15 protein-coding genes and 1 pseudogene are annotated in these 12960 nt (G+C 71.5%); 5 read left to right on the plus strand and 11 right to left on the minus strand.

All coding sequences use genetic code 11. From position 1 onward, the window contains the following. Nucleotides 1-171 precede the first annotated feature (171 nt). On the plus strand, nt 172-2112 hold the full coding sequence (locus ACFYP3_RS05580) for an FHA domain-containing protein (protein ID WP_388827182.1): 1941 nt from the start codon (nt 172-174) through the stop codon (nt 2110-2112). 81 nt (nt 2113-2193) lie between these two features. Here the strand turns inward: ACFYP3_RS05580 and ACFYP3_RS05585 are convergent, their stop codons facing one another. The 9 genes and pseudogenes from ACFYP3_RS05585 to ACFYP3_RS05625 form a co-directional block, all read right to left on the minus strand. Then, nucleotides 2194-2610, minus strand: a complete 417-nt coding sequence (locus ACFYP3_RS05585) for an SsgA family sporulation/cell division regulator (protein ID WP_388827185.1) — start codon at nt 2608-2610, stop codon at nt 2194-2196. 76 nt (nt 2611-2686) lie between these two features. Then, nucleotides 2687-3385 carry a DUF6766 family protein gene (locus tag ACFYP3_RS05590; protein ID WP_388827188.1) on the minus strand — a complete coding sequence of 233 codons (699 nt, stop codon included), beginning with the start codon at nt 3383-3385 and terminating at the stop codon, nt 2687-2689. A gap of 81 nt (nt 3386-3466) precedes the next feature. After that, nucleotides 3467-3997, minus strand: coding sequence for a hypothetical protein (locus tag ACFYP3_RS05595; RefSeq protein WP_388827191.1), 531 nt, complete (start codon nt 3995-3997; stop codon nt 3467-3469). A gap of 147 nt (nt 3998-4144) precedes the next feature. Beyond that, a complete protein-coding gene (locus ACFYP3_RS05600) occupies nt 4145-4630 on the minus strand; it encodes an SRPBCC family protein (protein WP_388827194.1) in 486 nt (161 codons plus the stop codon). Nucleotides 4631-4783: 153 nt separating this feature from the next. Beyond that, nucleotides 4784-5014, minus strand: coding sequence for a DUF6479 family protein (locus ACFYP3_RS05605; RefSeq protein ID WP_388827197.1), 231 nt, complete (start codon nt 5012-5014; stop codon nt 4784-4786). 158 nt (nt 5015-5172) lie between these two features. Next, nucleotides 5173-5439 carry a DUF4235 domain-containing protein gene (locus tag ACFYP3_RS05610; RefSeq protein WP_388827200.1) on the minus strand — a complete coding sequence of 89 codons (267 nt, stop codon included), beginning with the start codon at nt 5437-5439 and terminating at the stop codon, nt 5173-5175. Beyond that, nucleotides 5436-5810: a DUF3618 domain-containing protein gene (locus tag ACFYP3_RS05615; protein ID WP_388827203.1), complete on the minus strand. Its 375-nt coding sequence runs from the start codon at nt 5808-5810 to the stop codon at nt 5436-5438. The genes ACFYP3_RS05610 and ACFYP3_RS05615 overlap by 4 nt, the downstream gene beginning before the upstream one ends. Beyond that, on the minus strand, nt 5807-6220 hold the full coding sequence (locus tag ACFYP3_RS05620; RefSeq protein WP_388827206.1) for a phage holin family protein: 414 nt from the start codon (nt 6218-6220) through the stop codon (nt 5807-5809). The genes ACFYP3_RS05615 and ACFYP3_RS05620 overlap by 4 nt, the downstream gene beginning before the upstream one ends. 102 nt (nt 6221-6322) lie before the next feature. After that, nucleotides 6323-7383 (minus strand): annotated as a pseudogene (locus tag ACFYP3_RS05625) (YihY/virulence factor BrkB family protein). A gap of 204 nt (nt 7384-7587) precedes the next feature. Between ACFYP3_RS05625 and ACFYP3_RS05630 the strand changes: the two are divergent. Together ACFYP3_RS05630 and ACFYP3_RS05635 are read left to right on the plus strand one after the other, a co-directional pair. Next, nucleotides 7588-8211: a flavodoxin family protein gene (locus ACFYP3_RS05630; protein WP_388827209.1), complete on the plus strand. Its 624-nt coding sequence runs from the start codon at nt 7588-7590 to the stop codon at nt 8209-8211. Between the two features lie 195 nt (nt 8212-8406). Then, nucleotides 8407-8874, plus strand: coding sequence for a MarR family transcriptional regulator (locus ACFYP3_RS05635; RefSeq protein WP_388827211.1), 468 nt, complete (start codon nt 8407-8409; stop codon nt 8872-8874). A gap of 51 nt (nt 8875-8925) precedes the next feature. Here ACFYP3_RS05635 and ACFYP3_RS05640 read toward each other — a convergent pair whose 3' ends face one another. Together ACFYP3_RS05640 and ACFYP3_RS05645 are read right to left on the minus strand one after the other, a co-directional pair. After that, complete coding sequence (locus ACFYP3_RS05640) at nt 8926-9156, minus strand: DUF5133 domain-containing protein (protein ID WP_388827214.1); 231 nt, start codon at nt 9154-9156, stop codon at nt 8926-8928. Between the two features lie 87 nt (nt 9157-9243). Then, on the minus strand, nt 9244-10017 hold the full coding sequence (locus tag ACFYP3_RS05645) for a response regulator (RefSeq protein WP_388827217.1): 774 nt from the start codon (nt 10015-10017) through the stop codon (nt 9244-9246). Nucleotides 10018-10132: 115 nt separating this feature from the next. On the opposite strand from ACFYP3_RS05645, the gene ACFYP3_RS05650 reads away from it, so the two are divergent. Together ACFYP3_RS05650 and ACFYP3_RS05655 are read left to right on the plus strand one after the other, a co-directional pair. Next, nucleotides 10133-11740, plus strand: a complete 1608-nt coding sequence (locus tag ACFYP3_RS05650) for a CHASE3 domain-containing protein (RefSeq protein WP_388827220.1) — start codon at nt 10133-10135, stop codon at nt 11738-11740. Then, on the plus strand, nt 11737-12930 hold the full coding sequence (locus ACFYP3_RS05655) for a PP2C family protein-serine/threonine phosphatase (RefSeq protein WP_388827223.1): 1194 nt from the start codon (nt 11737-11739) through the stop codon (nt 12928-12930). Before ACFYP3_RS05650 ends, ACFYP3_RS05655 begins: the two co-directional genes overlap by 4 nt. The last annotated feature ends 30 nt before the right edge of the window (nt 12931-12960 follow it).

The raw sequence follows: 12960 nt of genomic DNA on the forward strand, positions 1-12960 counted from the left end.
GGGGGCGGTTCTCCTCTGATCGCCTACCGACGCCGACATCACGTACGAACCGCGGCTTCCGGTTCAACGGAGTGGCCGAAAATTTTCGGAAATGGTTGAACCGAACACCTTCGTGACGGCGTGTTGCTGTCGTACGAGGAGTCAGCAGGCGTCTTTCTCAAGGAGTGTGGAGTGGCTTCGGTCATCGTGGGAAGCACGGGCCCTTTCGCCGGGCAGAGCGTGGTCCTGGACGGCGATCCCGTCAGCTTCGGCCGCAAGAGCGACAACACCGTCGTGATCGTCAGCGCCAGCGCCTCCCGGCTGCACGCCGAGATCCTCACCGAGGACGCCGGGTACGTCCTCTACGACAGGGACAGCCGGAACGGCACGTTCGTCAACGACCAGCGCGTCACGCGACATCCGCTCCGCCCGAACGACCGCATCCGGATCGGCGATGAAACGTTCCTCTACGAGGCCCAGGACGCCATGGAGACGGTCATGGACCTGTCCCTCCTCGACGTGCCCCGCCCGAGCGCCGCGGACCCCGGCACGCTGCGGGTCACCATCACCGGCGGCGGCCCGGTGGGTCTCGCCTTCGCCCTGGCCCTCGACGAGATGCTGCCCGGGCGGACCGCCATCACCCTCTACGACGGGCGCTGGACCAGGAAGGGCTCCTCGGTCGTCTGGAAGGACGAGACCCAGGGGAACTTCCGCCGCCAGCAGGTGGTGACCGTCCAGAGCCGGCAGTACCTCGCCCTGCCCGAGGAGGTGCGCGCCGCGCTCTTCGACGACGACCGCGCCTACTCCGAGATGTGGCCCGTCGGCCCCGACTCGGTAGACGGCCGCCCGCCCCGCAACATCCGGATCGCCCACATCGAGGACCGGCTGCTGGACCTGGCCGACCGCAAGCCCTCGATCCGGCTCGTTCCCAGGCGTTTCGACGTGGCGGAGGAGCAGAACCGGATCACGCAGGAACACGTCCTGGTCGTCGCCGAGGGCGGCCGCTCCCGCACCCGGGAGTACTACGCCGACCGGTTCGGCGCGGCCGACGCCTCGATCTACTCCCTCGACGGCGAGCACCTCCAGGACGTCGTGCTGGGGCTGCGCGTCAAGTCGAAGCTGCCGGACCCGATGAGCGTGCTGCTCACCGTGTCGCAGAACCGGTTCCTCCTCAACTCGCTGCGCGGCGAGGGCTTCCTCAACATGCGGCTCACCCGGGAGGAGACGAAGAACGTCATCGGCATCGATCCCGTCCGCCACGTCTTCGAGGAGTGCATCGCCACCCGCCCCTGCCTGATGAGCCGGCAGGAGGAGGACAACGAGTTCCGCTGCCCCACCCACGGCACCCTCTTCCTGCCCGCCCTGCTGCGCGGGTCCCCGCTGTGGAAGGAGATCCGGCAGGGCCTCAGCCTGTTCGGGGTGGCCGAGGAGGACCTGTCCGCGATCACCTCGTTCCGGCTGGACATGGTGCAGCGCCCGCGGTTCACCGCGCAGCTGCACCGCCCGACCACGACCGCCCCCGGCACCTACGGCTTCCTGCTGGGCGACGCGGCCAACGCCATCCACTTCTGGCCGGGCCGCGGCCTCAACAGCGGCCTCGCCTCGGCCACTTCGCTGGCCCGCTCGCTCAGCCGCGCCTGGCGGGGCAAGCCGTTGCGGGACGCCGACTTCATCCGGCACGAGGCGGCGATGTCCATGCTCCAGTACCGGCACAAGAGCCGGGCCTGGAACGCCATGGTGACCACCGACGAGCAGGGCGTCACCCGCGCCATCAAGGACATCATCGCGCGCAGCGCGGAGGCCGTCGGGGGCGCGGCTGCCGGTGCTGGTGCTGGTGGTGCTGCCGGATCCGGCGCCGCTGACGGGAGCGACCTGGACGCGCTGCTGGACCGGATGGTCGCGATCCGCGAACGGCTGGCGCCCCGGATGCCCGGCCTGCCCGACGACGCGGAACTGCGCTCCCACCTCGCCTCGATCGCCCCGGCCACCCTCCGCATCCTGCGGGAGAGCGGCGCCTGGGACACCCTGATCGTCGGTGGCGAGGAGGCCGACATCGACCTCTTCTACCAGTCGGACTCACCGGTGTTCGTCCCCCGCCCGGCCGACCCCCGGAGCCCCTCCCCCGTCGGCTGAACACCCGGGGAGGCCGTGGCCCTTCGCCCCGGCCTCCGCGCGGGGGGGCCATGCGGGGCCGGACTCAAGCCGATCGGCTGCTCAGCGGGCCAGGAGTTCGTCGAGGAGCCCGTCGAGGTCGAGGACCTCCTCGCCCGGGCCGATGACGGCGTACGTCCGCTCCAGGAACTCGGCCAGCGCGCGGGCCTGGACGAAGAGGACGGCGTTCGCCTGCCCGTCGGCGCCGTGGCTGCGCAAGGAGACGCGGATCTCGTCGCCGCCGGGCCCCGTGTGCGGGCTGAACGTGACCTCGCCCTCGCCCACCGGGCGGTGGAGTCCCTCGGCGAGCATCTGCCGGTCGAAGTGCCAACGGGCCAGGACGGTGGGGCCGTCGAGGAAGGTGGCCTGGACCACGTACGGGTCCTCCCCGTCATACGAGAGACGGGCCTGGAGGGGGACACCGCCCCCCGGCACGTCGAGACGGGCATCGATCAGCACGGACGCGGACACACGGGACATCGACAGGCCTCCGGGATAGGCTGCAGCTGTGCAGTCGTCTGCCCCGCTTCACCCCGGCCACACGGCCCATCGGGGTTCAGCCTTCCACTCCCGTGGAGGTGTGCGGGGCCCCGACGGGCTTGGACTCCGGGGATCCGCGCTGGCGCAGGTACACGGAGAGGATGGCCATGGCGGCCACGGCCAGGAGTTCGGACTGCCAGTTCTGCAGCGAGCGGTTCCAGAAGTCGGCCGATCCCAGATAGGCGCCCCAGGAGACGGGCGGCTGGAGTTGCCGCAGTCGTTGCTCGTTGTGGGCCGCCGTACCGGCGATGGACTGCGCGAGCCAGGACAGCAGGAACAACAGCGCCATCACGGTCCCCAGGGAGCGTGAATACAGCTTCTGCCGCCAGTCCTTCGTCCCCGCCCAGCGGGGCGAATCGGCTCCGGCGTGGTCGCCCAGGCGCTGCTCCCGGTCGGATTCCGGTCCCGCTTTGTGGAGTTCCTTGGATTCGGGTGAGCCGCGCTGGAGGAGCCAGACGGTGCCGAAGATGTAGAGGAAGAACTGCAGGAACTCCGACTGCCAGTTCTCGCTGACGTCCACGGCGAAGTCGGACGACATCAGGTACTCGCCGAGGGTGAGCTGCTGCAGTCCGTCGACCGCGAGGTCCTCGTTGAAGCCGGCATGGCCGGCGATTGCCTGGCCGGCCAGGACCAGCAGGAACGCACCCCCGAAGGCGAGGGTGAGGCTGTTGTCCCGCCAGAATCCGCCGTGGCGGTGCTCCCGCCCTCCACTCATCGGTACAGCGCTCCGATCGCGATGAAGTAGCCCAGGCCGCCCAGGATCGTCACAAGGCAGGCAGCGAACAGGAAGCGCACGTCAGCCACCCTTCAGCGAGCACCGGTAGGGCTGCTCGCCCTGGAGTGCGCAGTCCGCGGCGACCACTTTCCAGCCGTCGTCGAACTGCGAGAGGAACAGCGTGTCGTTGCGCAGCCGCACCAGCGCCTGCCGCCCGTAGACCTGCGTGCCGCGCACCTGGTCGGCCACCGGCAGTTCCTGGCCTTGCAGCGCCGGGCCGCACGGCTTCTCCCGGTTCTCCTCCAGCTGCTGCCGGGTCTGCGGTGCCAGCAGGGCGCACGCCCGTGCGTAGTCCGCGTCGGCGAGGGCCTGCTCGAAGGCGACGCCGGCCTGCCTGGCGCCTTCCAACCGGGGCGCGGCCGCCCCGCATCCGCTCAGCACCGCCGCCACCGAGAGGGCGACCACCGCCGTCGTCGCCCGGCGACGGCGTGGCGGGGCGAGCCGCGAGCGGGGCCTGTCGGGGCCCTCCGGCTGTCGGCCGTACCGGGTACGGCGGGCGGGTCGCGCGGGGTCGCGCGGGGTCGCGATCACGTCCAGGTCCGTCTCCTCCACCGTGTGTGCGGGCCGAACGGCCGGGCACCGGGGCCAGGGTCTCCCCGCGGCTGCCGGGATCCCCTGCTCGCGGCGCCGGACACGCGGAAGGGCACCCGCCCGGACCAGCGTCCTGCGCGGCTCCGGAGCCGCGGGAGGCGAACCGGGTCAGGTGTCGCGGGCCTCGGGGCCCACCGGGTCGGGCGGGCGGACCTCCTCGGCCTGGTCCTGTTCCACGACCTTGGCCAGGCGGGCCAGCATGCCCCGGTGCCGGAGCTGGAGGAGGACTTCGACGGCGGGGTTGTGCAGGGTGCCACCCAGGCCGCGCAGAGGGTGCTCATCGCAGATGACGAGGGTGTCCCCACCCCACGGCCGGAGCTGGAGGAAGATCCTCGCCGTGCCCAGAGCCTTGAAGGACGCCTCCAGCTCCAGCTCGCGGCCGGTCTCCAGGTGCCGGACCGTGGTCACCCCTTCGGTCGACCAGGGCCCCAGCCGCACCGTGTAGCGGAGCCGGGAGCCGACCTCCGGCCAGGCCAGGTCGAGCGGCGTGGACTCGGACGGGCCCACCACCCACTCCCCGTACAGGGTCGGATCGGCGAGCACGGACCACACCGCCTGCGGGGACCGGTGAATCAGCTGGTTTCGGACGGCCATGAGAGAAGTCCTTCTACGGAGCGGACAGGGCGCCGGCTCGGCGCGGATCTACGGCCGCCTGCCCTCGTCCCACCGTTCGCGTCGGATCCGGGGCGCTCAGGTCGCCCGGCTCGACGGCGAGGGACCGGCCCGAAGGCCCGGCACCGGCCTGGCTCACACGCGGGGCCCCTGGTCGCCGGCGTTGTCGTGCGGCGTCCGCCAGGAGTCCTCCCGCTGCCGGGCGGCGGGATTCTGCTCGGCCGGCCGGGCCGGGGCCCGGCGCCGCGCGCTGCGCCGGCTGCCGCACCAGAACGCGCCGAGCAGGAGGGCGACCACCACCACACCGGCGAACACGAGGAGAAACGCGCCTTGGCCTTCGGCCGCGAGGATTTCAGTAGGAGTCATGGCTCACGCCTACCCCCATTCGGTGGACCTACCGGCCGTCTCCCTGAAATGCCGCCCGACGGCACGGGCACGGCGGCACGGGCGCGGGCCGCGCCGCACCCGGCCCGGTGGCGCCACCGTAGGGGGCACCTCGGGGAGGGTGCGGGGGTCGCGGAGGATCAGCCCGGCCAGGTGCCCGTCACGCGCCGCGTGGCCACGGCGCCCGAGCGGTCGACCACGGCCTTGACCACGGCGAAGATCGCGCCCTGGATGGCGGCGGCGATCAGGATCTGCTTCCAGGACCGGTCCTCGTCGGTGGCATCGGGGGCGTCTCCATCACCTTCGACGATCTTCCAGACCTGCTTGAACGCGGCCCCCGCGAGCGCGCCGCCGACTGCGCCGAGGGCCAGCCCGACCGGCTTGTAGGCGACCTTGGACGCGTTCATCGGCTTCGACGGCCGCGCCGCACCAGCAGGAGGACGAGCAGAGCGACGCCGGCCGCGAGCAGCGGCTTGCGATGGGCGCGCGCCGCCTCCGCGACCTGGCCGGCCTTGTGGAGAACCGGATCGGGCGTCGTGTCCTTCACCAGCTGCGCGGCATGCTGCGTCTGCGCGCGGATCTGGTCGGCGACCAGGGCGGTCTTCTCGGCGGCCTGTTCCTTGACGGCGGCCGTCCGCTCCTTGGCCTGCGCCTTGACGTCGGCCTTGGCGGCGAGCGCCTCGATGGTCTGCCCGAGCTCGTCGCGGGTGTGCTCGACCTGCTCGCGCAGTTCCTCCGGGGTGGGTGTGCCGATACGGGTTCGGGATTCGTCGGTCATCGCTGTGCCTTTTCCTTGATCGCGGTCAGGTCGGCCTTGACGCTGTCGATGGTCTTCTCCGGGACCGGGGCGCCGGCCTCGTCCACCTGCTTCTTCCCGGCCAGGGCGATCACCGCGGCCGCCACGGCCAGCGCCACCGTGAGGATCAGAGCCGACGCCCATACCGGGAGTACCAACGCGAGGGCCGCGATGCAGGTCGCGACCAGTGCCTGAGCCGCCAGGAACCCGATCAGGCCCGCCGCGCCGAAGAAGCCGCCGCCCTTCCCAAAGCGTTTTCCCTTCTGCGTCATCTCCGCGCGGGCCAGCTGCATCTCCCCGCGGACCAGCTCCGAGAGCTGCTGGGAGGCGCGCGAGACCAGCACGCTGACGGATTCATCGGTGTTGTGGGTCTGCCGCTCTATCGTGCTCATGCGGAGTCTCCCCCTTTACGATGCGCACGCTGTTGTCGTGGCGCGCCTACCCGGTAAACGAAGCGGCACCCCCACCACGGGGAGCTGCTTCCGATTCCACTCTCACTTCTCCATGCGGCGACGGTCCTCGTCGCTCCAGGCGCGGGTCTCCCGGGGCCGGACGTACGGTTCCTCGCCCTCGGGCAGCCCACCGGCCATCGCCCGCCGACGGGCGAGCTCCGCGTCGAACTCGAGCCCGAGGAGGATCGCGAGGTTGGTGAGCCACAGCCAGACCAGGAAGACGATCACACCGGCGACCGTGCCGTACGTCTTGTTGTAAGAGGCGAAGTTCGCGGCGTAGAAGGCGAAGCCGGCCGAGGCCGCCATCCAGATCCCCAGCGCCAGGAAGCTGCCCGGTGTCACCCAGCGGAACCCGCGGCCCTCGGTGTTCGGCGCCGCCCAGTACACGAGCGCGATCATGACCGTCACGAGGAGCACCAGGACCGGCCACTTCGCGATCGACCACGCCGTCAGGGCGGTGTCGCCGATCCCCAGGGCGGTGCCCGCGCGCCGCGCCAGCCCGCCGGTGAAGACGACGATCAACGCGCCGGCGCAGGCGAGCACCATCAGCGCGACGGCGCGACGGTGAGCGCCAGGCGCAGTGGAAGCAGCTTCCACACCGGACGGCCCTCGGGCATGTCGTAGACGGCGTTCGCGGAACGGATGAACGCGGCCACGTAGCCGGAGGCGGACCACAGCGCCACGACGAGTCCGACGACGGCCATCAGCGACCCGATGCCGCTGCGGCCCTGCAGCTGCTCCACCGCGTCCGTGAGCACGTCCCGCGCGGAGCCGGGCGTCAGCTGCTGCAGGTCGTCCAACAGCCGCGCGGTCGTCGATTCCCCGGCCAGGCCCAGCAGGGAGACGAGGACCAGGAGGGCGGGGAAGAGCGCCAGGACCCCGTAGTACGTCAGGGCCGCGGCGCGGTCGGCCAGCTCGTCGTTGGAGAACTCCCGGACCGTGCCGCGCACGACCGCTTTCCAGGAGCCCGCGGGCAGCTGCGAGGGCCGGTCCGGGGCCCGCTCCTCGACCAGCTCGCTCGGGCCCGCCTCGGCTGCGGCGTTCCCCTCGGTCGCGGCACGCTCACGGTTGCTGCCCCGGCCTCGCTCGGGTACGGGTGTCATACCTGGCGGCTTTCCACCGCGGCGCCACTCATGCGCGTACGGGTGCAAGAGAGCGGAGCGTCGCGGTGGAAGGCGCACTACGGGTTCCGCGGCTCCCGCGCCCGGGCGGCCCCAGCCGGCTCAGGCGCCCGCATGGGCGCGGCCAAAGGGGATGAATCGCATCGCTTGCGACATCAAAGGGGGGTCTGCGGGTAGCCGGGCACCATGGACCTCAACGATCACACCCCGCTGCGCGCTGTCGCGCTCGTCTGCACCCTGTCCCCCTCCCCCGCTCCGTCGAGCTCCCAACTGCTCGCCGAACAGACCATGGCCGCCCTCGCCGAACACGGTGTCACCGGGAAGACCATCCGGATCGCCGACCACGACGTGAAGCCCGGCGTGAAGACGGACATGGGCGACGGCGACGCCTGGCCGGAGATCCGCGACACCATCCTGGGCTGCGACATCCTGGTCCTGGCGACGCCCATCTGGCTCGGCCACCCGTCCAGCATCGCCCAGAAGGTCATGGAGCGGCTGAACGCGGAGCTCTCCGAAACCGACGACGAAGGCCGCATGCTCACCTACGGCAAGGTCGCCGCGGTCTGCGTCGTCGGCAACGAGGACGGCGCCCACCACGTCAGCGCCGAACTCTTCCAGGGCCTCAACGACGTCGGCTTCTCCCTCGCCCCCAACGCCGTCACCTACTGGGTCGGCGAAGCCATGCAGGGCACCGACTACCAGGACCTCGACAAGACCCCCGAGAAGACCGCCGCCACCACGGCCACCTTGGCAGCCAACACCGCCCACCTCGCCCGCCGCCTCAAGGCAGCCCCCTATCCCGCGAGCTGACCCGCGGCCCTCTGACACCGGCTGCCGCCGGTCCCGGCCCCTTCCCGGGTGCCGGGACCGGCGTCTTCCGCGGACGGTCGGGCGCCGTCGCCGCGCTTGCCCTCAAGCGCGCTTGAGGTCGTACGTTCTCCGCATGACCTGCACGGCCCGCACGGCGTGCAGGAGCCGAACCGGAGTACCAGGAGGGGACCTCCCATGACGACCCAGCAGCTCTCCGACGTCGAACTCGCCGCGCAGCCCGCCGCGTACTGGACGGGTGTCGCCTACGAGGCGCTCATCGCGTACACCCGGGCGCAGCAGACCGCGAAGGGCTACACCCAGCCGCAGTTCTGGCTCCTGCGCAACCTTTCGGAGAACGACATCTCGCCCGACGGCGAGGGGATGACCCTGCCCGAGCTGCGGGAGGCGATGGCTTCCTACATCCGGCCCGAGGACGATCTGGCGGTGGAGGCCGCGGTACTCCTGGAGCGTGGCTGGCTGACCCGGGACGCCGAGGACCGGCTGTGGCTCACCGAGGAGGGCGAGCAGGCCCGCGTCGACCTGGCGCGCAACGCTCCCGCGATCCGCGCCGCCCTCCACGAGGGCATTCCGGACACCGACTACGTCACCACGGTGAAGGTGCTGCACCAGCTGATCCGCAATGCGGGCGGGACGGTCGCCTGACAGGGGCCTTCCCCGCCTCCCCGCCTCCCCGCTCCCCGACGGCCGGGCCGGTCAGCCGGAGGCGAGTACGGAGTCGTCGAGGGGGCCCGTGCCCGGGAGGTGGTGGCGGGCCGCGATCAGGGCGGCGTGCACGTCCGTCGTGCCGGTGGCCACGCACAGGGCCCGCTCGACGACCTCGATCTCCTTGCGCACGGGCGAGTCGCCTTCGCCCGCGTCGAGTACGGACAGCGCCCAGTAGCGGTCGACGAGGCCGGGGAGCACGGCCGGGTGAGCCATCAACATCGGTGGTTGCCTTTCGCCGGCAGTCGATCAAGTGGCCGTCGTATACCCAACCGATCGCTTTTGAACCCCGGCCGTCGTCACCGGATGTCAGGCGCGGGGCGGGCGCGTTGCGGTGTCCAGGTAGAAGGAGTCGATGCTCCGGACCGCCTGTTCGAACTCCTCCAGGTTGACGGGCTTGGTCACGTAAGCGTTGGCGTGGCTGGTGTACGCGCCGGCGACGTCGTCGGGCGCCGAGGACGTGGTGAGGACGACGACGGGGATGGTCCGCAGGTCGGCGTCGTTCTTCAGGATGCGGAGCAGGTCGCGGCCGTTCATGCGGGGCATGTTCAGGTCGAGCACGATGAGGTCGGGGCGCGTGCTGTCGGGGTTGCGCAGGTGTTCCAGGGCGGCGACGCCGTCGGTGGCCTGGACGAGGTTGCGGGCCCCGCGCTCGGCGAGGGCCTCCTCGATGAGCATGGCGTCGGCGATGTCGTCTTCCACGAGCAGGACATCGAACGGGCGGGCGGGGGCGTTCATCGTCAGTTGCTCCGTGGGTACTTCGTCGGTGTGGGTGAAGAGCCCCGGCCAGCGGCGACGGGCGCCCTGTCGGGTCATGCCGCATGCGCGGCCGATCTGGGGGTATCCGGCTCCGGCGCGCGCGGCGTCCGAAGCCGCCGCGCGTTGCAGCCGTTCTGCGGCTTTTTGGAGGTGGTCCAGTACGTGCAGGCGTGCCAGGGCCTGCGCGCGGTCGTCCGCTGCCGGGGCGGAGGAGTCCTTCTGCAGCTGAAGGGCAAGGCGCCGGGCGAGGTCGGCGACAGCCGCGTCGGCGGCGGCGGCCGTCTCCTTCGGGGTGGTTCGCAGGTGGAAGTTCTGTCCCGGCATACCCCGCACCTTAGGCCCCCGAACCGATGGGCGACAACAATCGTTGTCGGACGCCCTCTACAGTGAGCGGTGCGCCCCCGTGTTCCAGGCGCCGTCTCGGAGAGGAATTCAGAGGATGACCGGCATGACGAGGCCGCGGCGTGCGCCGAGGTTCTCCGCGTGGACGACCCGGCGGTGGCTCCGCGCCGGGGTGGCGGTGTCGCTGGTGGTGCTGGCCGTGCTCGGTCTGACCGGCGCCTGGGTGCTGGGGCGTACGACGGCGATCAGCGCCACGCTCGTGGACGTGCGGTCCCCCGCGCTGTCGACCGCGTTCCGTCTGGAATCGGCCCTCCTCAACCAGGAAACCGGCATCCGCGGCTACGGCCTCACCGGAACCCCGGAGTTCCTGGAGCCGTATCAGCGGGGGCTCACGGACGAGAACACGTACGCCGCGCAGCTCGCGCGACTGCTGCGCGAGGACTCCCGCGCGCTCGACGACCTGAAGGCCGTCCAGGAGGCCCTCGCCACGTGGCAGGAGAGGATCGCCCGCCCCGTCGCCTCCTCCCCGCCCGGGGCGCCGTCTCCCCTGGCCACCGAACGCGCCGCCGAGGCCAAGACGGCGTTCGACGCCGTGCGTGAGGCCGTGGGCGACCAGCAGGAACGGTTGCGTGCGGAGCGGACCCGGACACGAGCCGACCTCGCCGCCACCATGAGGCTGCGGAACTGGGTGTTCTCGTCGATCGCCGTCGTGATCGCCCTCCTCGCCGGGCTGGTCTTCGAAGGCCTGCGCCGCGGCATCACGCAGCCGCTGGGGCAGTTGGGGGCGGACGTCCGCACCGTCGCCGGCGGCGACTTCGGCCACCCCATCTCCTCGGCCGGTCCGGCGGACCTGCGGCGACTGAGCGACGAGATCGACTTCATGCGCCGCCAGCTGGTGCGCGAGCTGGCCGTCAGCGAGGAGGCCCGGCGTCAACTGGACGCGCAGACCGCCGACCTGCAGCGGTCCAACGCCGAGCTGGAGCAGTTCGCGTACGTGGCCTCCCACGACCTCCAGGAACCCCTGCGCAAGGTCTCCAGCTTCACGCAGCTCCTCCAGCGGCGCTACGGGGGGCAGCTCGACGACAAGGCGGACCAGTACATCGGCATCGCGGTCGACGGCGCCAACCGCATGCAGACCCTCATCAACGACCTCCTCGACTTCTCCCGGGTGGGCCGCGTCCACCACGCCCCCCAGGAGGTCGATCTCGACCACGTCATGGAACGGACCTTGTCCGCACTGAGCGTCGGCATCGAGGAGGCGGGCGCGTCGATCACGCACGATTCGCTGCCGACCCTGGTCGCCGATCCCACCCAGATGGGCATGCTCTGGCAGAACCTGATCGGCAACGCGGTCAAGTTCCGCCGTCCGGACCTGGCACCGGAGATCCGTGTCGAGGTGGCACGGGAAGGGGAGCTGTGGCGGTTCACGGTGACCGACAACGGCATCGGCATCGCTCCCGAGTACGCCGACAAGGTGTTCGTGATCTTCCAGCGGCTCCACACCAAGGACGTCTATCCCGGAAGCGGGATCGGGCTGGCGATGTGCAAGAAGATCGTCGAGTTCCACGGTGGTGACATCGCCGTCGATACGGAGTACCGGGACGGGGCGCGCATCAGCTTCACCCTCGCCCCCGGCCGTCTCCCGGCCCCGGTGCCGTCCGACACCGCCGGGGCGACCCGGGCCATCGCGGAGCCGGCGCCGTGACCGCGACCCTCGCCCACGTCGATGGCGTCGCCGCGAACGAACCGGTCTACCGCGTCCTCCTCGTCGAGGACGACGCCGCCGACGCCCTGCTCGTGGAGGAGCTCCTCCACGACACCGAGCTGCCCTTCGAGCTCACCACGAGCACCTCGCTGGCCGGGGCCCGCTCGGAACTCGCAGCCCTCGCCTTCGACTGCATCCTGCTCGACCTGCACCTGCCCGACGTGTCGGGCACCGACGCGGTCACCACCGTCCGCGCCATGGCCCCGCACACCGCGGTGATCGTCCTCACCGGCCTGTCCGAGAAGCAGGCGGGCTCCGAGGCGATGGCCGCCGGGGCCCAGGACTACCTCGTCAAGGGCAAGGTCGAAGCCGACCTGCTGCGCCGCACGGTCCGCTACGCCGTCTACCGGAGCCACGCCGAGCGCGCGGCGGCCGAAGCCCGGTCGGCCCGGCAGCGGGCGGAGGAGAACGCCCGTCTGGAACGCGGACTGCTGCCGCAGCCCCTCCTGGAGACCTCCACGGTCACGGTGACCACCCGCTACCTGCCCGGCGCCGAGCAGGCCCTGCTCGGCGGCGACTTCCTCGACGTCGTCGAGGGTGACGAAGGACTGCTGCACGCCGTTGTCGGTGACGTCAGCGGACACGGTCCCGACGCCGCCGCCCTCGGCGTCTGCCTGCGCATCGCCTGGCGCTCGCTCGTCCTGGCCGGCCACCACGGCACGGAACTGCTGCACCTGATGGAACGCCTGCTGGTGGCGGAGCGCGGCACCCAGCCCCTGTTCGCCACCTGCACGCTCCTCACCCTCGACCAGAAGGCCTCCACCGCCACCCTCTACCTGGCGGGCCACCACGAACCCCTGCTCACCACCGCGCAGGAGACCCTGGAGGTGCCCGCCGAGCACGGCATCGCGCTCGGCATAGTCCCCGGCCACGGCGAGTGGCCCGCCACGGTCATCCCGCTTCCGGACGCCGGAGCGCTCACGCTCTACACCGACGGCCTCACCGAGGGGCACAACGGTGACGCCGGCGGCCGGCTGGGCATCGAGGGGCTGCTGCCCCTGATCAACACCACACCGGCCGCGGACCCCGCGGCGCACCTGGACAGCCTCATCCGCCAGACCCGAGCGCTCAACGCGGGAAGACACACCGACGACCTGGCCGTACTCCGCCTCAGCTGGGGTTCCCGCTAGATCGCCGGGCGGGCGGCGCGTTCACCTCGA

Origin of the sequence: Streptomyces sp. NPDC005533 (assembly GCF_042871845.1) — a bacterium.
Lineage (GTDB): Bacteria > Actinomycetota > Actinomycetes > Streptomycetales > Streptomycetaceae > Streptomyces.

Coding starts and splice junctions, on each gene's coding strand:
- ACFYP3_RS05605 (WP_388827197.1), bottom strand. CDS start 5,014: ATGACTCCTACTGAAATCCTCGCGGCCGAAGGCCAAGGCGCGTTTCTC.
- ACFYP3_RS05630 (WP_388827209.1), top strand. CDS start 7,588: ATGGACCTCAACGATCACACCCCGCTGCGCGCTGTCGCGCTCGTCTGC.
- ACFYP3_RS05610 (WP_388827200.1), bottom strand. CDS start 5,439: ATGAACGCGTCCAAGGTCGCCTACAAGCCGGTCGGGCTGGCCCTCGGC.
- ACFYP3_RS05615 (WP_388827203.1), bottom strand. CDS start 5,810: ATGACCGACGAATCCCGAACCCGTATCGGCACACCCACCCCGGAGGAA.
- ACFYP3_RS05640 (WP_388827214.1), bottom strand. CDS start 9,156: ATGTTGATGGCTCACCCGGCCGTGCTCCCCGGCCTCGTCGACCGCTAC.
- ACFYP3_RS05635 (WP_388827211.1), top strand. CDS start 8,407: ATGACGACCCAGCAGCTCTCCGACGTCGAACTCGCCGCGCAGCCCGCC.
- ACFYP3_RS05645 (WP_388827217.1), bottom strand. CDS start 10,017: ATGCCGGGACAGAACTTCCACCTGCGAACCACCCCGAAGGAGACGGCC.
- ACFYP3_RS05650 (WP_388827220.1), top strand. CDS start 10,133: ATGACCGGCATGACGAGGCCGCGGCGTGCGCCGAGGTTCTCCGCGTGG.
- ACFYP3_RS05590 (WP_388827188.1), bottom strand. CDS start 3,385: ATGAGTGGAGGGCGGGAGCACCGCCACGGCGGATTCTGGCGGGACAAC.
- ACFYP3_RS05600 (WP_388827194.1), bottom strand. CDS start 4,630: ATGGCCGTCCGAAACCAGCTGATTCACCGGTCCCCGCAGGCGGTGTGG.
- ACFYP3_RS05585 (WP_388827185.1), bottom strand. CDS start 2,610: ATGTCCCGTGTGTCCGCGTCCGTGCTGATCGATGCCCGTCTCGACGTG.
- ACFYP3_RS05620 (WP_388827206.1), bottom strand. CDS start 6,220: ATGAGCACGATAGAGCGGCAGACCCACAACACCGATGAATCCGTCAGC.